We start from the raw sequence: 20,384 nt of genomic DNA on the forward strand, positions 1-20,384 counted from the left end.
TACATGGCACGAGTCACACTCGACGGAGTCACGAAACGATACGAGGACGTAACGGCAGTCGACGACATGAACCTGGACATCGGCGACGGCGAGTTCGTCACCTTCGTCGGTCCCTCCGGTTGTGGGAAGTCGACGACGATGGAGACGATCGCCGGGCTGACGATCCCCACCGAGGGCGAGATCTACATCGGCGATCGGGAGGTGACGAAGCTCCCGCCGAAGGACAGGGGTATCGCGATGGTCTTCCAGAACATCGCGCTGTTCCCCCACATGGACGTCTATGACAACATCAGCTTCGGTCTCCGGATCCGTAACTACGAGAAATCCGAGATCGACCGGCGGGTCGAGGAGGCCGCCGAGATCGTCCAACTCGGCGGCATGATGGATCGGATGCCGGAGGAGATGTCCGGCGGTCAGCGCCAGCGCGTCGCCATCGCCCGCGCGCTCGTCCGGGAGCCCGACGTGTTCCTGATGGACGAGCCGCTCGCGAACCTCGACGCCAAGCTACGCGTCCACATGCGCACGGAGCTCCAGCGCCTCCACCGGCGTCTCGACACCACGATCATCTACGTCACGCACGATCAGGCCGAAGCGATGACCATGAGCGACCGAATCGCGGTCATCAACGCCGGAAAACTCCAGCAGATCGCACCGCCGCTCACCTGTTACAACGAACCGGCAAACCAGTTCGTCGCGGGCTTCATCGGTTCGCCCTCGATGAACTTCGTCGAGGCCGAGGTGGCGGGTGGCAGACTCGAAGCCGAGAACTTCCACGTCGAGTTCGACCCCTCGACGACCGATGGGATCGCCCCCGGTGACAGGGTGGTACTCGGTGTCCGCCCCGAGGACATCTATCTCGAACGTACCGCCGAGGGGATCGAGTACGCGACGGAACTGATCAACGCTCGGACGGACGTCCTCGAACCGATGGGGAACGAGGTGTTCGTTTATCTGGTCACCGGCAACGACACCGAGACAAGCATGGACGTCGCGGCCGGCGAGGCGAGCGACGATCAGTTGCTGATGAACGTCGATCCCGACACACAGATCGAAGCCGAGGAGGACGTGTCGGTGATCCTCGACCGCTCGCGGATCCACCTGTTCGACGCCGAGACGGGCGACGCGCTGCGTCACGGCCTCATCGACGTCGCGAGCGCCGAATCGGGTACGCCCGAGCGTGGCGTCGGAGACTCCGACTGAGGGGTTATCGTCAGCATAACAATACCTACACGATTCGTGTTGACGAAGTAGAGTCATACGACGAACGATACGTGAACCACCCGACACGAGTATGAACGAAAGGGTAATCCCATGAGTTTCGCTAGTTCCTCCAATGAATGATCCACGAGACGTGAAAGTCGGGGTCGTCGGCCTCGGGAATATCGGTCGCTATCACGCGGACCGTCTGCGGAGCTACGGTGCGGAGATCGCCGGTGGGATGGACGTCCTCCCCGAGGCCCGCGATCGGTTTGGGCGCGATTACGGCGTTCCGACCTACGAGGACCACGAGGAGCTCTACTCGGTCGCCGACGCGATTATCGTAACCACGCCCAACAAGTTCCACGAGGAGTACGCGGTCTCGGCGCTCGAATCGGGACTGGACGTGCTGCTCGAAAAACCGCTCGCTCACTCCGTCGAGAGCGCAGAGCGGATCGCGGCGGCCACACAGACCTCCGATGCGTTCTGTATGGTCGGGTTTCACAACCGCTATCTTCCCGCGATCGAGGTGCTCACGAACGAGCGCGATCGGGGCCGTTTCGGCGATCTCTCGCACGTCGAGGCCAACTACGTCCGCAGACGCGGGATTCCCGGCCGCGGCTCGTGGTTCACGTCCCGCGAAATCGCGGGCGGAGGCGCGCTGATCGATATCGGCGTCCACGCGCTTGACCTCGCGCTCTACGTGCTCGATTTCCCCGAGATCAGCGAGGTTTCCGGTGTGGCCCGTTCGGAGTTCGGGACCCGCGAGGACTACACCTACCTCCAGATGTGGGGCGAGGACGACGGACACGAACGCTTCGACGTGGAGGACTCGGTCAGCGCCTTCATCCGTTGTGCGGACGGCCAGACGGTTTCGCTCGAAGTCGCGTGGGCGGCCAATCGCCCGACCGACAACGGGTTCGTCGTTCTCGGTACCGATGCCGGCGCGCGCTTCGACCGGGCGAGCGGCGAGATGACCCTCTACGAGACCAGTTCCGACGGCTCACCACACTTCAACGACACACAAGTTCAGACCCGCGAACGCGACGCCCACGCCGCCGAACAGGAGACGTTCCTACAGGCGGTCGCCGAGGGCGAGGCGCCGGGACAGAACACCGTCGAACAGGGACTGCTCGTTCAGCGGGTTATCGACGCCATCTACCGATCCAGCAAACAGGGCCGGACGATCCAGTTCGACGAGAGGCCGATGGTTGTCGAGTAATTACGACCACCGGGATTTATTCTCGTTCGAGTTTATTCCCGAGTATGGACATCGGCGTACTCACCGTCCCGCTCGGCGGCCAGTCGCGTGAAGAGGCCTTTTCGTATCTCACCGATATCGGCGTCGGCGCGGTCGAACTCGGCTGTGGCGGCTATCCGGGCAACGACCACCTCCCGCGCGAGGAGTTTCTCGACGACGAGACGGCCCAGTCCGAGCTACACAACCTGCTCGACGAACACGACCTCCGGATCAGTGCACTCGCGACCCACAACAACCCGCTCCATCCCGATGACACTCGGGCGGAGGAGGCCGACACCGAACTCCGCGAGGCAATCGAACTCGCCGACGAACTCGACGTGGGCGTCGTCACCTGCTTTTCGGGGCTCCCAGCGGGAGGACCGAACGACGAGGTTCCCAACTGGATCACTGCGCCGTGGCCGACCGAGCACGCAGACGCTCACAAATACCAGTGGGAGGAGGTCGCGATCCCCTACTGGCGGGAGATCGCAGACCACGCCGCGGAGCACGGCGTGGACGTCGCCATCGAAATGCACCCGAACATGCTCGTTTACGAGCCACACGGCATGGTTCGACTGCGAGAGGAGACCAACGAACACATCGGCGCGAACTTCGACCCCTCGCATCTCTACTGGCAGGGGATCTCTATTACTGATGCGATCCGGTATCTCGGCGAGCGCGACGCCATCCACCACGTCCACGCGAAGGACACCAAGGTCTATGAGGAACAAGCGCGCGAGAAGGGGGTCCTCGACACGACGCCGTACACCGACGAACCCAACCGCTCGTGGCTGTTCCGTTCCATTGGGTATGGCCACGGCGAGAGTCACTGGAAGGACGTCGTCAGCACGCTCAGAATGGTCGGCTACGACGACGTGCTCAGCATCGAACACGAGGATTCCCTGACGAGCGCGAACGAAGGGCTGGAGAAGGCCGTCGACGTGCTCGATCGGGCGGTCTTCGAGACGACGCCCGGCGAGGCCTACTGGGCGGAGTAGAGCTTAGGGTTCCAGAACAACCTTGACGCAGTCGTCCTCCTTGTCGTTGAACGTCTCGTAGAGCTCCGGGCCGTCCTCGAGCGAGCCCCGATGGGTGATGATCTCGGCGGGATCGATCTCGCCGTTCTCGATCGTCTCGAGCAGCGGGTTCAGGTAGGCCTGGACGTGAGTCTGGCCGGAGTTTACCGTGAGCGCTTTGTTCATCAGCGGGCCCATCGGCATGTCGTCCACCCCGTCGATGTAGACGCCCGGGATCGAGAGCGTCCCGCCCTTCCGGCAGGACTTGATCGCCTCTTGGAGCACGTATGGCCGGTCGGGCTCGTCGGGGACATCGACACAGGTGTGGTGGGCTTCCGAGCCGACGGCGTCGATACACCGGTCGGGTCCGCGCCCGTCAGTCTCGTCCATCAGCCACTCGTAGACGTCGTCCTCGGAGTAGTCGATCACCTCGGTGTCGGCGTGGCCCTCGGCCATCCCGAGGCGTTCTTCGATTCGGTCGATGGCAATCACGCGGTCGGCGCCCATCATCCAGGCGCTCTGGACGGCGAACTGGCCGACCGGGCCACAGCCCCAGACGGCGACCGTGTCGTTCTCCTCGATCTCGGCATTCTCGGCGGCCATATACCCAGTGGGGTAGATATCAGAGAGGAACAGAACCTCCTCGTCCGAGAGGTCCGAGTCGATCTTGATCGGCCCGACGTCGGCGTGGGGCACCCGCAGGTACTCGGCCTGCCCGCCGTCGTACCCACCGAGGGTGTGAGAGAAGCCGAAGAGTCCCGCCGGCGAGTGGCCCATCGATTCGGCGGCCATCTCGGCGTTCGGGTTCGTCTCGTCACACAGCGAGTACAGATCGTTTTCGCAGAACCAACACTCGCCACAGCTGATCGTGAAAGGGACCACGACCCGGTCGCCCTCCCGCAGGTCCTCGACCTCCTCGCCAACCTCGACGACCTCGCCCATCGGCTCGTGACCCAGAATGTCCCCCTCCTCCATGCCGGGCATGAAGTCGTTGTAGAGGTGCAGGTCCGAGCCACAGATCGCCGTTGCGGTAATTTCGACGATCGCGTCGGTCGGCTCCTCGATCTCGGGTTTGGGAACCTCGTCGACGCGGACGTCCCCCTCGCCGTGCCAGCGGAGCGCTTTCATGACGAGTAGGTACTCGACAGTCATCTGGATAAAAGCGGGGCTTGTTCTCGCAACCACTGAACCGAGCACCTCCGAGACGGAAACTCCTAACTACAAGAGCAGTGAACGAGCCTATATGACACTCGATATTGGCGTCCTCGGCTACAGGTTCATGGGCAAGGCCCACTCGAACGCGATAGCACGACTCCCGATGTTCTTCCCCGACGCCCCGGAGGTCAACCGTGAGGTCCTCGTGGGCCGCGACGAGGAGGCCCTCTCGAACGCGGCCGACCGCCTCGGTTTCTCGCGAACCACGACCGACCCCTCGGAGGCGATCGAGTCGGTCGATGCCTTCTACAACCTCGGGCCGAACTTCGTCCACCCCGAGTACTCTATCGAGGCGCTGGAGGCGGGCGTGCCGGTCTTCTGTGAAAAGCCACTGGCGCCCACCGTAGGGGAAGCGGAGGAGATGGCCGAGGCGGCGCGCGAGGCGGGCGTCCCAAACGGCTGTGCCTTTAACTACCGGTTCGTGCCCGCGATCAGGTACGCGAAGAGCCTGATCGAGTCGGACGAACTCGGCGAGATCCACCACGTCCGCGGGCGCTACCTACAGGACTGGCTGGTCGACCCCGAGGCCCCGTGGGCGTGGCGCCTCGACGAGGAACTCGCCGGTTCGGGCGCACTCGGCGATCTGGGCGCGCACACGATCGACCTCGCGCGCTTTCTCGTCGGCGGGGAAGCCGGCGAGATTTCGGAGGTTTCGGGCCAACTGCGGACGTTCACCGACGAACGCCCCACGGAGGACGGCGAGACCCGCGAGGTGACCGTCGACGACGCGTACCTCGCGACCGCCCAGTTCGAGGGCGGCGCGGTCGGGAGCTTCGAGGCGACCCGGAACGCCACCGGCCACAAGAACGACCACACGATCGAGATCGAAGGGTCGAAGGGTAGCCTGAAGTTCTCGCTCGAACGACTGAACGAACTGGAGGTCCTTCGAGAGGGGTCGCGTGGGTTCGAGACGGTGCTGGTCACCGACCCCGATGACCCCTACATCGAGCACTGGTGGCCCCCGGGCCACGTCATCGGCTGGGAACACACGTTCGTCCACGAGAACTACGAGTTCCTCTCGGCAGTGGCGGAGGCCGGCGAGTTCGAACCGAGTTTCGAGGACGGACTGGCGACCCAGCGTGTGCTCGCGGCGATCCAAGAGAGCGACGCGAGCGGCGAGCGGGTCAGTCTCGACTGAAAAACTCGACGAGCGAGTCAACGACTCGCTCGGGGGCGTCCATCTGGACCCAGTGGCTCGCCCCATCGATCCGCTCGACCTCGATGTCGGGTACCCACTCCTCGAGTCCCTCGGTGAGACGCACCGAGAGCGCCTCGTCGTCCGTACCCCAGAGAAGCAGCGTAGGTCGCCCGATCAGCCCGTCGCTCGTGGTCGCACCCGGGATCTTCCATCCGGGGATCTTCGCGCGGACCGTCCCCCGGAAGAGGGCGCGGTAGTAGTTGAGCATCGCGGTCATCGCACCCGGTCGGAGACAGGCCTCCGTATACCGCTCGATCGACTCCTCGTCGAACGCCTCCGGGTTCTCAGTACCTCCTCGAAACAGCGATTCCAGCAGCCGCCTCCGTCCGACTCGAACGAGCGCTTCGGGCAGCCACGGCAGTTGGAACACCAACACGTACCACGAGCGTTTCGCCTGATCGGACTCGGGGTCCCGTAGCTCCCGGCGGTAGGCGCTCGGATGCGGGGCGTTCATGACGACGAGTCGGTCGACGCGATCGGGATGGCGGGCGGCGACCTCCCACGCGACGACGCCGCCCCAGTCGTGGCCGACGAGGTGGGCGCGCTCTTCGCCACAGTGATCGATCAGCGCGCGGACGTCTTCGACGAGGTGACCGATCCGGTAGGCGCTCACGCCGGGCGGTTTCTCCGAGCGGTTGTACCCGCGCATGTCCGGGGCGACGACCCGATAGCCCGCCTCGACGAGCGCGGGGATCTGTTCGCGCCAACTGTACCAGTGCTCGGGAAACCCGTGAAGCAGGACGACGAGCGGTCCCTCGCCCGCCTCGACGTAGTGGATGCGAACCCCGTTGACGATCGCCTCCTCGTGGGACCAGTCCATGTCGGTGGTGAGTGCGGGCGGCGGGTAGTTCTTGCGCCCTGCGCCCGCGTCTCCCGCTCGGGACGGCTAAAACGACATCGCTCCGTCGTCGGTGATGATCCCGTCGAGCAGTCGAACCGGCGTCGCGTCGTAGAGCGGGTTCTCGATGGCGAAGTCCTCGACCGGTTCGAGCATCACCTCACTGGCCGGGCGGTACTCGTTCTCGAAGGCGAACCCGCTGTCGATGAGCTTCGCACCGGACCCGGTGACGTACATCGGGACGTCCAGATCCGCCGCCGTCGCCGCGATCGGATAGGTGCCGATGCGGTTGTAGAGCGTATCGCTCACCAGACAGTCCATCCCCATCAGCACGCAGTCACACTCCCCGAGGTAGGTGCCAGCGGCGCTGTCGACGATCAGCGTCGGTTCGACACCGTCGATCGATCCGAGCTTTCGGGCGGTCTTCCGGCCCGCGAGTCGGGGTCGGGCCTCGGTGACGTACACCGACAGCGAGGCGCCGCCGTCGACCGCCCGCTCGATCGCCGCGTTCACCGTCGAAGAGTAGTCGTGGGTCAGGATCGTCATCCCGTCCTCGATGTACTCGGCGGCGTGGGCTGCGGCCCGTTTCTTTCCCCCCTCGATCCGTTCGACGACCGTCTCGATCGCCGCCGTGAGCGCGGCCTTCGCCTCCTCGACGTCCTCGGGATCGGCTTCCTTGATCTCGCGGGTAATCGTCCGTTGGACGTTGAACAGCGAGGCGTGCGAGGGGTTCGCCCGTCGGAGCACGGAACTGTTTCGCTCGACGTCTCTGACGAACTCCTCGACCGTCGCGTACTCGCGGTCGTTCAATTCGGAGAGCGCACGGGCGGCCTTGACAGCCACGACCGAGGAGCTGTGTGTCTGCATCTCCTCGATCTCCGCGACCGTCTCGTCGATCATACCCGACCCTCTCGGTCTCGGGGCAAAGACCTTCCGACGAAAGCCCTCGGCGTGCTCAAAAACGCCGTCGGCGTTTTTGGCATCTCGGAGCGGCTTCGCCGCTCCGACGAGTCGTCGAAGTGGCTCTGCCACTTCGAGATCGGGAGAATCTTCGATTCTCCAGCGACACCTTGGCAGGTGCGCCTCGCCCTTTTCATGTCCCAAGAAAAGACCGCGAAGCGGTCTTTCTGGGCTGAGCGGCGACGAAGTCGCCGCGAGGTCCGCGGGAACTGCGTTCTCGCGAGATCCCGAAAACCGGAGGTTTTCGGAGACAGCCAGGACCGCATCGCAGCCGTCCGACCGGACGGCTGCTCTCAGGGACCAGCCCTTCCCCGCCCCGCGAACACGGTCTCCGGAGGGGCGACCGCGTTCGCGCCGGCCGCCGCACCGCAGACCGCCTCCACAGCCACGGCACAGCAGACCTAAACCCCGACGGACCCTACGGACGGTATGGTCGTCGTCACTTACTACTGTCCGCGCTGTGGAGCGCTCGCCGAACTCGACCGGGACGCCTACCTCGCCGACAAGTCGGTGACGCCCTATCCCCTCGAGGAGTGGGAGTATGCCACCCCCGAGGAGGAGTACGAGGAGCTCGATGGCGTCCGGTTCGTCTGCGGCAAAGACGATTCACCGTCACTCACCTTTCGCCTCCCGGAAGGGGAGAGCGAACCCGAAGCCGTCGGCTGTGGCGAGCCTTTCTACCTGAGTTTCGTCCGGTTCGAGAACGGCAAGGAGGTCGAGCCCGAACCACCCACGGAGCACGTCGAGATCGGTTCCGGGATCGGACCGCGTGGTCCACGTGGACCCGGAAGACGGCCGTAGCAGGCAGAAGGATAAGGCTGCTGGGAGCGTAGGTCCGACCATGGACGAGGAGATCCTCGCCGATCAGCGCGAACTCGTCGAGCTGCTCGAATCGGCCGGATGGACCGTCACCGACGCGGAGCTGTCGGTCTACGAGAGCCCCTGGAAGGACGACGAGACGCCCGAGGCGTCGGTCACGCTCAGCGCACGAAAACAGTATCCGAACGAGGACGAGGGCGACGAGGACGAGAACCCGTTTCGCGTTCGTTAGCCCTTGATGTTGCAGACCGGGAACGTGCGGGCGACCTTGTCGCCGATCCCCAGGGCGTCGCTGACCCGCACGACCTCGTCGACGTCCTTGTAGACGCCGGGGGCCTCCTCGGCGACGGTCGCGCCGCTCTGGGCCTTGACGTAGACGCGGTCCTGATCCCGGAGGTCGTCGCGGACGTCCTCGCCCCAGAACTCGTTTTTCGCCTGCGTTCGACTCATGACCCTTCCTGCCCCGTGGGCCGTCGAGCCGAACGTCTCGGTCATGGAGTGCTCGCCACCCCGGAGGACGAAACTGCCCGTCCCCATGCTCCCGGGGATGATGATCGGCTGGCCCACCTCGCGGTACGCGGTGGGCACCTCGGGATGGCCCGCCGGGAACGCGCGGGTCGCGCCCTTGCGGTGGACGTAGAGTTCGCGCTCCTCGCCCTCGACGTCGTGTGTCTCCTTCTTGGCGATGTTGTGGGCCACGTCGTAAAGCAGCTCCATTCCCATCTCCTCCCAGTCGCGCCCGAAGACGCGCTCGAAGACCTCCCGGGTCCGGTGCATCACGAGCTGGCGGTTGACCCACGCGAAGTTGATCGCCGCACACATCGCACCGTAGTACTCCTCGGCCAACTCGGAGCCGGCGGGTGCGGCGGCCAGTTCCTTATCGGGAAGCTCGGCGAGTAGGTCGCCGTGGCGCTTCTCGATCTTCCGGAGGTAGTCCGTACAGACCTGATGGCCGAGTCCCCGCGACCCGCAGTGGATCAGGACGACGATCCGATCCTCGCTCAGGCCGTAAGCGTCGGCGACGTCCTCGCGAAAGACGTCGGTCACGCGCTGAACCTCGAGGAAGTGGTTACCCGAACCCAGCGAGCCGATCTGGTTCTTGCCCCTGTCCTTTGCCTTCTGACTCACCGTCGAGGGGTCGCTGTCGGGCCGGACGCCCTCGTCCTCGCAGTGAGCCAGATCGTCGGGGGTCGCATACCCCTCCTCGAGCGCCCACTCCATGCCCCGGTCGAGGATCGCCTCGATCGTCTCGATGCCGCTCTCGACGACGCCGCCGCCGCCGAGTCCCGAGGGAACGTTCGCGAAGAGCGCGTCGACGAGTTCCTCCTCGCGCCCGTCGAGGTCCGCGTAGGTGAGGTTCGTCTTCATCATCCGCACGCCGCAGTTGATATCGTAACCAACCCCTCCGGGCGAGATACAGCCGTCCTCGGCGTCGAGTGCGGCGACACCTCCCACCGGAAAGCCGTAGCCCTGATGGCCGTCGGGCATACACAGCGCGTACTTCCGGATTCCGGGCAGGTGGGCGGTGTTCTTCAGCTGTTGGAGGGTCTTGTCGTCGCTGATCTGCTCCAAGAGGGCCTCGCTCGCGAGCACGCGGGCGGGGACGCGCATTTCGCCGTCCTGTGGGATCTCCCAGACGTTCTCACGCACCTTCTCGAGCGTGATTCCATCGGTGTCGAAGGTGGTCATACACGACACTCGACCGTGCGGTGGGGAATACGTTTCGACGCCCCCTCAGTTCTCGGATGTCGTCCCGACAGCCGTGGGGTAGCGTTGTGACTCGATTGTCCCCGCGACCAGTTCGCCGTACTCCGTCGCCGTGTACGCACCCCGGTTGTACTCGAGGGCCCACGAGGTTTCGGCCTCTGCGGCGCCGACCGACGACGAACCGTCGAGGATCGTCACTTCGAGGAACTCCGCCTCGTAGTCCGTCCCGATGAGCGCGGCGTACGCCCCCGCGATCGGCCCGATCTCGTGGAGGATCCCGCCGTCGTCGGGGCCGCTGGTGACGTACTCGACGGTGAGAGCCCCGTGTTCGCGCTCGACGGCCTCGACGTCGAGGCCGTACTCGACGAGGGCGTCCTCGAAGCCCGCCTCGTCCTCGAGTTCGCGTCCCTCGAACGCCTCGATCCCGGATTCGAGCACGTCCGAGCGTTTCGTGACGGGGAGCGTGGGGGCGTATTCGCTTGTCGGCCACTTCCGATTGGGCGGGAACTGCTCGCCGACCTCCTCGACACAGCCCGAGAGCCCGCCGAGGGCCACGAGCGCGCCGACACCGCGGGAGAGCAGCGCCCGGCGCGAGTGCGAACGCTCGTCCATACACCCCTCTACGGCCGATCCGGGCATGGGTCCACGGCCGGCGAGTGCATGCGGACCCGTTTTGTGCGGTCTGGCTCTACGGGTCGTGTGGCGATCGAACTGTACGACGTCGGGTTGGCCGTGGTCGGGATCGCGCTACTGGGAGTCGCCGTCCTCCCCTTGTTGGTCTCCGATCGGCCGATTTCGCTCCCGATCTTCTTCGTGGCCTTCGGCGCGCTGGTCTTCTATGTGCCGATCATTCCCGCTCCCGACCCGCTCGAACAGGGCTTGCTGACCGAACACGTCGCCGAACTGGGGGTGATACTCGCGCTGATGGGCCTCGGGTTGAAGATCGACCGCCCGCCGAGTCTCCGAGGGTGGACCTCGACGTGGCGACTGCTCGCGATCACCATGCCGCTCTCGATCGCCGGGGCCGCCCTGCTGGGCTGGTGGCTCGTCGGTTTTCTCGCTCCGGCCGCCGTGTTGCTCGGGGCGGTCATCGCGCCGACCGATCCCGTACTCGCAAGCGAAGTACAGGTCGAAGAGCCCGGCGAGGGCGAGACGGACGAGGAGGGCTCCGAACCCCGATTCGCGCTCTCCTCGGAAGCCGGACTCAACGACGGACTGGCGTTCCCCTTTACCAATCTCGCGATCGCGCTCGCGCTCGTGGGCCTCGCGCCCGAAAACTGGCTCGGCGAGTGGCTGTTCGTCGCCGTCGGCTACAAGATCGTCGTGGGAACCCTCGCGGGGATCGTCTTCGGCATGGTGCTCGCCCGGCTCGTCTTCACGACCGCCCCCGAGACGCGGATCGCTCAGTCGGTCCAGGGGCTCGAAGCGATCGGCGGAACGCTCGCGGTTTATGGGCTGACCGAGGTGGTCGGCGGCTACGGCTTCATCGCGGTGTTCGTCGCCGCGCTCATGATCCGCCACTCCGAGCGCTCCCACGAGTACAACGAGTCGTTGCATCGGACCGCGGAGTTCGCAGAACAGACGCTGATGGCGCTGATCATGGTCTTTTTCGGCGGCGCGATCGTCGGGGGCCTGCTCGGCCCGCTCACGTTCGAGGGACTGCTCACGGCGCTCGCGATCGTCTTTCTCGTCCGGCCGCTGGCGGGAATCGTCGGGCTCGTCGGCTTCGATCGCCCGTGGAGCGAGCGGGGTGCGATCGCCTTCTTCGGGGTCCGCGGGATCGGCTCGTTCTATTATCTCGCCCACGGTCTGAACGAGGCGGCCTTCGCCGACGCGGACCTCCTGTGGGCGGTCGTCGGAACGGTCGTCCTCGTCTCGGTCGTCCTTCACGGGATCACGGCGTCGCCGGTGATGAATCGACTCCACTGACCCGCGCCGTTACGGATTGGTCCGGATGAGTGATCCGCGTGCGGCCGATCACCGAAGCCGGTTGACGATCGATCCCGTTCAGAACACTCAGAAAATATATATACAGGATGCATCGGTAGACGTTATGAACCGGCGAACGGCCCTTGCGACGGCGGGCAGCACTCTTGTCTTCGCCGTCGCAGGCTGTCTCGGGGACGGGGACGATGAGGTGGTCGGAAACGACTCCGAGAGCAACAGTACCGAGGAGAACGACTCGGAAACCGACGACACGGACGGAAACGGTTCGGAGTACTCGATCGAGGACCGGACCTACGAGGAGTGCCACCTGATCTCGATCGAGTACGAGTGGCTTCCCGAGGACGTCAAACAGGAGGTCGACGCTGCGCTTGACGGGGGGCGATACGAATCGGACGGGCTCCTGTTCGCCGAGGTGGTCGATCCCGATCGTCGTATCTCGTCGTCGACGGGACCCCCTATGACCCGATCGTCGAAACCGATGACGGGAGGTGGACGCTTGAACTCCACGAAGACGAGGTCGTTCGGACACCGGAGCCGCGGCTCATCACCGTCCAGAACTCCGGCGAGCGCGACCACGAGATACACGTCGAACTGGCGGGCGACGATACGCTTCTCGACCAAACCATGGCGTCGCCGCGGGCGAGGAACGAGAGATGGAGGCGACCGACGAGTTCGGCCGGTACGAGTTGACCGCGAGAGCGCTCACCGGCCACGAAGGGACGATTAGTTTCGATTTCCGTGTTAGCGATTCGGCCTCCGATGGGATCATCGAAGTGACCGAGACGGAGGTACAGGTTTCACAGCTCGTGGCTGATATCGCACCCTGTTCGTGGGACGTAACGAGAACTGGGCCGAGCGGGGAGTAGCTGGCCGCCGGCCCCTTTCAAACGTCCAGTACGACGTACGCCTCCCAGCCCTCCTCGTGTTCCTCGATTCGCATCTCCGAGTAGGTGACGGCCTTCACTTCGCGAGCCTCGAGGTCGGCGAGGGGGACGCCGCGCGAACTCGCTTCGAGTCGCCACTCCTCGTCGGCCTCGATTCGGACCTCGTTGTCCACGGGGAGCACGGAGCGCACGTCCCGTTCGTAGATGAGCTCGTCGAGGTAGTCGAACAACAGCGCCTCGCGGCCTTCGGCGGCGAGCGAAAACGAGAAGCGTTCGCCACCATCGGGGATGTCGTCACACTGGGCGGCCGCCAGTCCGTCCCCGAGCGCGCCGAAGACCGAATCGAGTGTGGCCCCCTCGGCGGCGATCCCCACGTCGGCGGTGTGGTCGCGGAGTTCGAACCGCGCGTCGGTGTTCATAGCGTGTGTGAGGTAGTGGAGCGCCTAAAGGCGTTGTTACGGGCGGTGAAGTTATAATGGGGCTCGTACTATATACGGGGAGTGAGTGTCAACGTCGATCTGCAGGTCGTCGGGCCGGGCGACGACGCCCACGTCGAGACCGCGTGGCGACTCAAAGAGGACATCCGGCTGCGTGAGGACGTCCTCAAGCAGCGTCGCGGCTTTTTCACCAACGCCTACCGTCGATCGACGGTCCACCTCCTCTTTCTCGACGATCGTTTGGTCGGTTTTGCTGCGACGCGCCGGGACGGCTATCTCCTCTTTCTCGCGGTCGATCCCGAGTACCGGGGACAGGGCTTCGGCGAACGGCTGATCGATCTCGTCGCCGAAGAGCACCGGACGGTGACCTGTCACGCCCGGACAACGAACGAAGAAGCGCTCGCCTTCTACGAGCATCTGGGCTTCGAGATCGTTCGCCGGATCGGGGACTACTACGAAGACTCGGGGGATTCCTTTTACCTCAAACGCGGGGACACCGACGGGATCGCCGGTCGGCTCTCGGAGTTCCTCCGGCGCTGATCGCTAGCCCTATATCGCCAGGACCGAGAGTCACTCGGGTATGGAGGAGCGAACGCGCGCGTACCTACGGGGGCGGTTTCGCGACCACTATCGCCGGGCGACGGTGACGCCACCGCCGAGCGCAAACGAGCGCGAGTGGGGCTACATCCCGTGGCGGTCCGGCGGGCCGACCATGATCCGCCATCGCTCGCTGCTCGATCTGGGCGACATCGGCGACTTCCTCGCGCGCGAACGCCCACGGCACGTTTACTTCTCGGCCGGACGATACGACGATCCCGGTGCGGGTTCGATGGGTGAGAAGGGGTGGCGCGGTTCGGACCTGATCTTCGATCTGGACGCCGACCACCTTCCCGGCGTCACGCCGGGTGAGGACTCGTATGGGGAGATGCTCGAGACCTGCAAAGGGGCGCTCTACAAACTGCTCTCGTTTCTCGACGACGACTTCGGGTTCGAGGCGCTGACCGTTGTCTTCTCGGGCGGGCGGGGCTATCACGTCCACGTCCGCGATCCGGGCGTCCAGGACCTCGAACGCGACGCGCGCCGGGAGATCGTCGATTACGTCCGCGGGATCGGGCTGGACTTCGAGGAGCTGATCACCCGCGAGACGGTCGCGGGTCTCGGACGACGAACCCCCGCCGAAAAGCGAACGCTCGACACGCGTGGCGGATGGTCCAGGCGCGCTCACGAACACGTCGTGGCTCTCGTTTCCGAACTCGCCGAGATGGATGAAGCGACGGCCATCTCTCGGCTCCGGGAGTTCGAGGGGATCGGCGAGGGGAAGGCGAAAGCCGCCCTGAAAGCGATGCGCGAGAACCGAAGCGAGATCGAATCGGGTAACGTCGACGTCCATCCGGCCTTCTTCAGCCTCGCCCGGCAGGTCGTCGCCGAGAGCGTCGCCCGGGACAACGCGCCGATCGACGAACCGGTCACGACCGACACCAACCGGCTGATCCGCCTGCCCGGAAGCCTCCATGGCGGCAGCGGCCTCGCGGTCCAGCGACTGAGCCGCGAGGAACTCGACGACTTTTCCCCGCTCGTCGATGCGGTCCCCGAGACGTTTCAGAACCACGAGATAACGGTCGAACTCCCCGAATCCCGTCGGGTGGAACTGGGGGGGCTCGACCGCTCGCTTGCGCCCGGGACGCACACCCTGCCCGAGTACGCGGGGATATTTCTGATGGCACGTGGCTGGGCGGAGAAGGGTCGCGAGTGAAACAGTTAAGGGGATCGGGAATGACAGTCGCGGGTATGGACTGGTTCGTCGAGGAGGTGTGTCGGTAGGTGGATCTCGGCGAACTCCAACAGGTAAAGGAAACCGAGCGGGGAAAGGATAGCCTCCAGCACCTCTCAGATACGTTTTATACGGACGTGGCGGCCCACATCGAGTCGCTGAAGGACGAGCGGACGGAGCGTGCGGCCCAAGCGGACGACCCCTTCGACGACCCCGAAATCCAGCGTCTGACGAGCGAGATCGACTCGACCGAACAGGTGGTGAAATCGATCTACGAGCGCCGGGTCGGGAAGCTCGTCAAGCTCGCGAGCTTCGCCGCCGCCGACATGCCCGCCAACGAGGACGGCCTCACCAGCGAGGAACGCAAGCTGTTTTCTGATCTCGTGGCCCGAATCAAGGACAACCGTGCGCACGTCCTCGACGTACTGGCCGGCGAGGCCGACACCGACCCCGTCGGATCGCCGGACGATCCCGAGCAGACCGGCGCGACCGTGCGGGTCGATTCGGCCGCGCCCCCGGAGGACACGCCGACTCCGACCGAGGGGTCGTCCGTGAGCGCCGCCGACCTCATGGGCGACGGTTCGGAGCCCGAACCCGAGCAGGTCCCATCAGCCGCGGGCGCGGTGACCGACGATCCCGAAACACCGGATTCCGGCTCCAACGAAGCGCCCGCCGACGAACCGGTGGACGGGGCGACCCCGACGGAGTCAGCGGGCGATACCGACGATATCGACCGCACCACCCTCCGGATCACCCGCGACGTCGGCGAGATCGTCGGCATCGACGACCGCGAGTACGATCTCGCGGCCGACGACATCGTGAGCCTGCCGGAGGCCAACGCCGGCGCGCTCGTCCAGCGCGAGGCCGCAGAACGCCTCGACTGATCGTCAGCGGAGGCGATTTTTCACAGTATTACTAATCGGATAATTGATTAGTTTACAGTATCGATACTGATTCATGTCCCTCAGCGGCGAGTTCCACCACGTCACTCGGATCGCACGAACCGAACTCCTGCGGGGGTGGCGCTCGACGGTCGATCGCTGGACGCTGGTCGCGGTCGGACTCGGGCTCTGTTTGTTCGCCGCGTGGACGCTGTTCATCGGGGTCATCGGCTACGTCATGGGGTCGTTCCTCCCGACCGGTCAAACGCTGGCGATCACTGAATCGATGGCTGGTCAGGCGGTCGGATGGACCCTCTTTCTCGCGGGGATGATCGCCTTTCAGGTCGTCGAACGCCGCGCCCGGATCGACAACGAGGACCTCCTGTTCACGACGGTATCGCCCCGAACCGTCCTCCTGGGACTCCTGAGCGCGGAGTTCGCGCGCGAACTGTTCCTGTTCGGCCCGGCCGTGCTCGTCGGCGCAACGGGGTTCGCCATCGGGGCGGGCGCGCCGACGCTGGTGCCCGTCGCCGCCCTCGTAGCGCTTCCGTTGCTCGTGTTCGTCGTGTTGCTCGGGCATACCGCCGGGATCGCAACGAAACTCGCCGCCGAGCGCATGAGCGGGTTCGATCGGCTCCGAACCGTTCTCGGCGTCCTCGCGGGCGTTCTCGTCGGGAGTTTGCCCATGTTGTTCTTCGGCGGGGCCGAATGGCTCGGCCTCTCGATCGATCTCGATTCCCTGCTCGCGATCGTGCCGATCGCCGCGTATGTCGATCTACTGGCGGTGGGAACGCCGCTTGTCGCGTCGGTCGGGCTCGATACGGTCGTGGCGGTCGCGCTCGTCCTCGGTGCGCTTCCGGTCTTGATCGCCCTCGATTATCGACTGTCGGTGGCGCTCTGGTTCGGCGCCTCGGACTCGACCGGGGCGGTACGGACGAGTGCGCACACACCGCCGGCGTGGCTGCCACGCGGGTCGACCGGCTGGCTCGTCTGGTGGTACTGGCTCCGGGGACTGCGTGCGCCCTCGCGCTTCACGCACCTCATCTACTACTCCTTTCCCCTCTTCTGGCTCGTCTTCGATGCGATTCGCGATCCGTCGACCCTGCCATCAGCGCTCTCGACTGCCCTCGTCGTTCTGGGTGTGGCCTTCGCCGGCGCGACCTTCGGGTTGAACCCGCTGGGCGACGAACGAAAGGCGCTTCCGGCAGTGCTTACGACCCCTGCAGGGGACCGGTTCGTCCGCGCTCGGGTCCTCGCCGGCCTCCCGTGGATCACCGTTTCACTCGCCGGTGTCGCCCTCGGTGCCGTAATCGGGCGATTCGATCCGCTGAACGCGTCGTTTCTCGCCATCGTCGTCGGGTCGCTCGGAGCCCTGAGTGCGACCGTCGCACCCGTCTTCGGGATCGCACTCCCCCGGTTCGAGCCGATCGCCGCGACGAAAAACGAGACGATCACGCCGAGTCTGGGAGCGGTGATCGGTCACGTGGCTGTCGTCGGGATCGCCGGTGTCGGCCTCGCCGTCTTCGGACCGCCGATCCTCGGCGCGCTTTCTGGATCGACACCGACGAACGCGGTTCGACTCGGACTCGTCTGTGTAGTCGCGGCCGCGGTCGTCGGAACGAGCGTCTGGTCGTATCGCCACGCCACGAGTCGATTTCGGACGGCGAGGGTCGGGTAAAACGGAGTTGGGGCGACTACTGGAACGTCCGGCTGACGTTGTCCTCTTCGAGTTCCGCTCCGCCCCGGTCGAAGCGCTGTTCGATCTCCTCGTAGCGCTCGCGGGTTTCCGCGGTGACGCTCGGGTTGACCTCCCCGAGGGCCTGCTCGAAGTGCTCGCGGCTCACTCGGACGTTGCCGACGCTGTCGAGTGCCTCCTCGGGGCCGACGCTGTTGATGAACTCGCGGGTCGCGGCCATCGAGGCCTCCCGACAGACTGCTTCGATGTCCGCGCCGACGTAGCCCTCCGTCTCCTCGGCCAGTTCGTCGAGGTCCACGTCGTCCGCAAGCGGCTTCTCGCGGGTGTGGACCGCGAAGATCGCCCGGCGGGCCTCCTCGTCGGGCACCGGCACGTGGACGTGTCGGTCGAGCCGACCGGGGCGCAACAGCGCCGAGTCGATCAGGTCCGGACGGTTGGTGGTCGCGATCACGACCACGTCCTCGAGTTCCTCGAGGCCGTCGAGCTCCGTGAGGAGTTGGGAGACCATGCGCTCGCCGACGCCCGAGTCACCCGACTGGCGGCCCCGCTCGCCCGCGACCGAGTCGATCTCGTCGAAGAAGATCACCGTCGGGGCGTTCTCGCGGGCCTTGCTGAACACCTCGCGGACTCCTTTCTCGGACTCGCCGACGAACTTGTTGAGCAGTTCGGGGCCCTTGATCGAGATGAAGTTCGACTCGGCCTCGTTGGCGACGGCCTTCGCCAAGAGTGTCTTCCCAGTTCCGGGCGGGCCATACAGCAGGACGCCCTTCGCGGCGTCCAGATCCATCGCCTCGAACACCTCGGGATATTCGAGGGGCCACTGGATCGTCTCGCGCAGGCGCTCTTTGGTGTCCTCGAGACCGCCGACCTGCTCCCAACTCGTGTCGGGAACCTCGACGAACACCTCACGCAGCGCCGAGGGCTCGATACCCTTGCGCGCCGTCTTGAAGTCCTCCGCGGTCACCTGCAGGGCGTCGAGGACGTCGGCGTCGATCTCTTGGCTCTCGAGGTCGAGTTCGGGTCGAATTCTCCTGAGGGCGTTCATTGCCGCCTCGCGCGTGAGGGTGGCGATGTCCGCGCCGACGAACCCGTGGGTGTTCTCGGCGTATCGTTCGAGGTCGATCCCGTCGGCAAGCGGCATGCCTCGGGTGTGGACCTGCAGGATCTCCTGGCGTCCCTCTTTGTCGGGGACGCCGATCTCGATCTCGCGGTCGAAGCGACCGCCACGCCGGAGTGCGGGGTCGATCGCGTCGACGCGATTGGTCGCGCCGATGACGATGACCTGTCCGCGCTCCTCCAAGCCGTCCATCAGGCTGAGCAGCTGGGCGACGACGCGGCGCTCGACGTCGCCGGAGGTCTCGCCCCGTTTGGGCGCGATCGAGTCGAGTTCGTCGATGAAGACGATCGCGGGGGCGTTCTCTTCGGCCTCCTCGAACACCTCACGCAGGCGTTCCTCGCTCTCGCCGTAGTACTTCGACATGATCTCCGGGCCGGAGATCGTATCGAAGTGGGCGTCGATCTCGTTGGCGACGGCCTTCGCCATCAGCGTCTTGCCGGTGCCCGGCGGGCCGTGCAGCAGCACGCCTTTCGGCGGCTCGATGCCGAGCTGCTGGAACAGTTCGGGGTGACGCATCGGCAGCTCGATCATCTCCCGGACCTGTTCGAGCTCACGGTCCAGCCCGCCGATGTCCTCGTAGGTGACGTCGGGCGAGCCCTCGGAAGCTCCACCGCCCCCTTCGTGGATCTGTTCTGCGGGCTTCTCGCTGATCGTGATCTCCGTGCTGTCTGTGACGACGACCGTTCCCGACGGGCTCGTGTCGGCGATCTTCAGCGGGATCTCGCGGCCGCCGCCGGACATCGGGCCGATTCCGAAGCCCACGCGGACGGTCTGACCCTGCGTGATCGCCTGCCCGCTGAGTCTATCCCGAACGAGTGGGCCGATGTTGCCCTGGATCCGGAGACTCTGGGGGGTGGCGATGGTGATCTCGGATGCGGGCTTGACCTCGGCCTTCTCGACGCTCGCCCGGTCGTCGATCCCGACGTTCGCCTCCTGTCGGAGCCGGCCGTCGATACGGATCACGCCGCGGCCGTCGTCCTCGGGGTAGCCCGGCCAGACCCGAGCCACGGCACGGTCCCCGTCCTGTCCCCCGATGAGGATGTAATCCCCGTTCTCGAGGTCCAGCTCCTGCATCGAGGCGCGGTCGACGGCCGCGAGCCCGCGACCCGCGTCCTTCTGTTTCAACGGTTTGACGGTGAGTTTCGTGCTCATGCCTCTACCTCGATAGTGAGAACGCCGTTTCTGATAAACGCTCGTGCCTCCTCGCTGGGAAGGTCGAACTCCTCCTGGCGTTCGCCCTCCTCCGTCTCGATGACGACGATCGCGGTCCCGTCGATAACGTCGACGGTCGCGTCGGTCGTCTCGCCACCGAGATCGATCGCGATCACGGACTCGTCGTCGTACTCGTAGCGACGCGCGAAGACCTCACGCCCGTCCGTCCTGTGTTGTGGCGTCATGATGGTACTAACTATAGGTTAGTCACAAGAATATATAAATATTTTCCCAGCAGTAGCATCCACG

General features: G+C 65.3%; 21 protein-coding genes. 13 read left to right on the top strand and 8 right to left on the bottom strand.

The features are described 5' to 3' along the window. Positions 1-3 precede the first annotated feature (3 nt). The 3 genes from HAPAU_RS08235 to HAPAU_RS08245 all read left to right on the top strand — a co-directional run bounded on the left by HAPAU_RS08235 (position 4) and on the right by HAPAU_RS08245 (position 3,435). A complete protein-coding gene (locus HAPAU_RS08235) occupies positions 4-1,200 on the top strand; it encodes an ABC transporter ATP-binding protein (protein WP_066381473.1) in 1,197 nt (398 codons plus the stop codon). A gap of 133 nt (positions 1,201-1,333) precedes the next feature. After that, on the top strand, positions 1,334-2,419 hold the full coding sequence (locus HAPAU_RS08240; RefSeq protein ID WP_066381474.1) for a Gfo/Idh/MocA family protein: 1,086 nt from the start codon (positions 1,334-1,336) through the stop codon (positions 2,417-2,419). Between the two features lie 44 nt (positions 2,420-2,463). Next, complete coding sequence (locus tag HAPAU_RS08245; protein ID WP_066381476.1) at positions 2,464-3,435, top strand: sugar phosphate isomerase/epimerase family protein; 972 nt, start codon at positions 2,464-2,466, stop codon at positions 3,433-3,435. 3 nt (positions 3,436-3,438) lie between these two features. Here the strand turns inward: HAPAU_RS08245 and HAPAU_RS08250 are convergent, their stop codons facing one another. Continuing rightward, the gene (locus HAPAU_RS08250; protein ID WP_066381975.1) at positions 3,439-4,581 is read right to left on the bottom strand and encodes a zinc-dependent alcohol dehydrogenase; all 1,143 of its coding nucleotides are present in this window, start codon (positions 4,579-4,581) and stop codon (positions 3,439-3,441) included. Between the two features lie 115 nt (positions 4,582-4,696). Here HAPAU_RS08250 and HAPAU_RS08255 point away from each other — a divergent pair, with 115 nt between their 5' ends. Beyond that, positions 4,697-5,806, top strand: a complete 1,110-nt coding sequence (locus HAPAU_RS08255; protein WP_066381478.1) for a Gfo/Idh/MocA family protein — start codon at positions 4,697-4,699, stop codon at positions 5,804-5,806. Here the strand turns inward: HAPAU_RS08255 and HAPAU_RS08260 are convergent. Next, positions 5,793-6,686: an alpha/beta fold hydrolase gene (locus tag HAPAU_RS08260; protein ID WP_066381480.1), complete on the bottom strand. Its 894-nt coding sequence runs from the start codon at positions 6,684-6,686 to the stop codon at positions 5,793-5,795. The genes HAPAU_RS08255 and HAPAU_RS08260 overlap by 14 nt on opposite strands. Positions 6,687-6,752: 66 nt before the next feature. Further along, positions 6,753-7,604 carry a translation initiation factor eIF-2B gene (locus HAPAU_RS08265; RefSeq protein ID WP_066381482.1) on the bottom strand — a complete coding sequence of 284 codons (852 nt, stop codon included), beginning with the start codon at positions 7,602-7,604 and terminating at the stop codon, positions 6,753-6,755. A 51-nt stretch (positions 7,605-7,655) separates the two neighbouring features. Between HAPAU_RS08265 and HAPAU_RS08270 the strand changes: the two genes are divergently transcribed. Genes HAPAU_RS08270 through HAPAU_RS08280 form a run of 3 tightly spaced genes read left to right on the top strand, consistent with a single transcriptional unit; the run spans position 7,656 to position 8,715 of the window. Then, positions 7,656-8,069, top strand: coding sequence for a hypothetical protein (locus tag HAPAU_RS08270; RefSeq protein ID WP_066381485.1), 414 nt, complete (start codon positions 7,656-7,658; stop codon positions 8,067-8,069). 24 nt (positions 8,070-8,093) lie between these two features. Beyond that, complete coding sequence (locus HAPAU_RS08275) at positions 8,094-8,465, top strand: hypothetical protein (protein WP_066381487.1); 372 nt, start codon at positions 8,094-8,096, stop codon at positions 8,463-8,465. 40 nt (positions 8,466-8,505) lie between these two features. After that, the gene (locus tag HAPAU_RS08280) at positions 8,506-8,715 is read left to right on the top strand and encodes a hypothetical protein (RefSeq protein ID WP_066381490.1); all 210 of its coding nucleotides are present in this window, start codon (positions 8,506-8,508) and stop codon (positions 8,713-8,715) included. Here the strand turns inward: HAPAU_RS08280 and HAPAU_RS08285 are convergent. Both HAPAU_RS08285 and HAPAU_RS08290 read right to left on the bottom strand, forming a co-directional pair. Continuing rightward, a complete protein-coding gene (locus tag HAPAU_RS08285; protein WP_066381492.1) occupies positions 8,712-10,172 on the bottom strand; it encodes an RtcB family protein in 1,461 nt (486 codons plus the stop codon). The two genes, HAPAU_RS08280 and HAPAU_RS08285, sit on opposite strands and share 4 nt — an antisense overlap. 45 nt (positions 10,173-10,217) lie before the next feature. Further along, positions 10,218-10,802 (bottom strand): hypothetical protein, encoded by a 585-nt coding sequence (locus HAPAU_RS08290; protein WP_066381494.1) that lies wholly within the window; start codon positions 10,800-10,802, stop codon positions 10,218-10,220. An 87-nt stretch (positions 10,803-10,889) separates the two neighbouring features. On the opposite strand from HAPAU_RS08290, the gene HAPAU_RS08295 reads away from it, so the two are divergent. Both HAPAU_RS08295 and HAPAU_RS08300 read left to right on the top strand, forming a co-directional pair. Next, positions 10,890-12,119 (top strand): cation:proton antiporter, encoded by a 1,230-nt coding sequence (locus HAPAU_RS08295; RefSeq protein WP_066381495.1) that lies wholly within the window; start codon positions 10,890-10,892, stop codon positions 12,117-12,119. A gap of 124 nt (positions 12,120-12,243) precedes the next feature. Next, on the top strand, positions 12,244-12,864 hold the full coding sequence (locus HAPAU_RS08300) for a hypothetical protein (RefSeq protein WP_211263543.1): 621 nt from the start codon (positions 12,244-12,246) through the stop codon (positions 12,862-12,864). 156 nt (positions 12,865-13,020) lie between these two features. Here the strand turns inward: HAPAU_RS08300 and HAPAU_RS08305 are convergent, their stop codons facing one another. Next, on the bottom strand, positions 13,021-13,440 hold the full coding sequence (locus tag HAPAU_RS08305) for an archease (protein ID WP_066381497.1): 420 nt from the start codon (positions 13,438-13,440) through the stop codon (positions 13,021-13,023). Between the two features lie 81 nt (positions 13,441-13,521). Here HAPAU_RS08305 and HAPAU_RS08310 point away from each other — a divergent pair, with 81 nt between their 5' ends. The 4 genes from HAPAU_RS08310 to HAPAU_RS08325 all read left to right on the top strand — a co-directional run bounded on the left by HAPAU_RS08310 (position 13,522) and on the right by HAPAU_RS08325 (position 17,788). Next, positions 13,522-13,998 carry a GNAT family N-acetyltransferase gene (locus HAPAU_RS08310; protein ID WP_066381499.1) on the top strand — a complete coding sequence of 159 codons (477 nt, stop codon included), beginning with the start codon at positions 13,522-13,524 and terminating at the stop codon, positions 13,996-13,998. A gap of 40 nt (positions 13,999-14,038) precedes the next feature. Continuing rightward, the gene (gene priS / locus HAPAU_RS08315) at positions 14,039-15,211 is read left to right on the top strand and encodes a DNA primase small subunit PriS (RefSeq protein WP_066381501.1); all 1,173 of its coding nucleotides are present in this window, start codon (positions 14,039-14,041) and stop codon (positions 15,209-15,211) included. Between the two features lie 68 nt (positions 15,212-15,279). Beyond that, positions 15,280-16,113, top strand: coding sequence for a DNA replication complex subunit Gins51 (locus tag HAPAU_RS08320; protein ID WP_066381503.1), 834 nt, complete (start codon positions 15,280-15,282; stop codon positions 16,111-16,113). 73 nt (positions 16,114-16,186) lie between these two features. Continuing rightward, positions 16,187-17,788 carry a hypothetical protein gene (locus tag HAPAU_RS08325; RefSeq protein WP_066381505.1) on the top strand — a complete coding sequence of 534 codons (1,602 nt, stop codon included), beginning with the start codon at positions 16,187-16,189 and terminating at the stop codon, positions 17,786-17,788. A gap of 16 nt (positions 17,789-17,804) precedes the next feature. Here HAPAU_RS08325 and HAPAU_RS08330 read toward each other — a convergent pair whose 3' ends face one another. Both HAPAU_RS08330 and HAPAU_RS08335 read right to left on the bottom strand, forming a co-directional pair. Then, the gene (locus HAPAU_RS08330) at positions 17,805-20,075 is read right to left on the bottom strand and encodes a CDC48 family AAA ATPase (protein WP_066381507.1); all 2,271 of its coding nucleotides are present in this window, start codon (positions 20,073-20,075) and stop codon (positions 17,805-17,807) included. Beyond that, positions 20,072-20,320, bottom strand: a complete 249-nt coding sequence (locus tag HAPAU_RS08335; protein ID WP_066381509.1) for a DUF7127 family protein — start codon at positions 20,318-20,320, stop codon at positions 20,072-20,074. Before HAPAU_RS08335 ends, HAPAU_RS08330 begins: the two co-directional genes overlap by 4 nt. Positions 20,321-20,384: the final 64 nt, after the last annotated feature.

The sequence above is a fragment of the Halalkalicoccus paucihalophilus genome (genome assembly GCF_001593955.1).
Taxonomy (GTDB): domain Archaea; phylum Halobacteriota; class Halobacteria; order Halobacteriales; family Halalkalicoccaceae; genus Halalkalicoccus; species Halalkalicoccus paucihalophilus.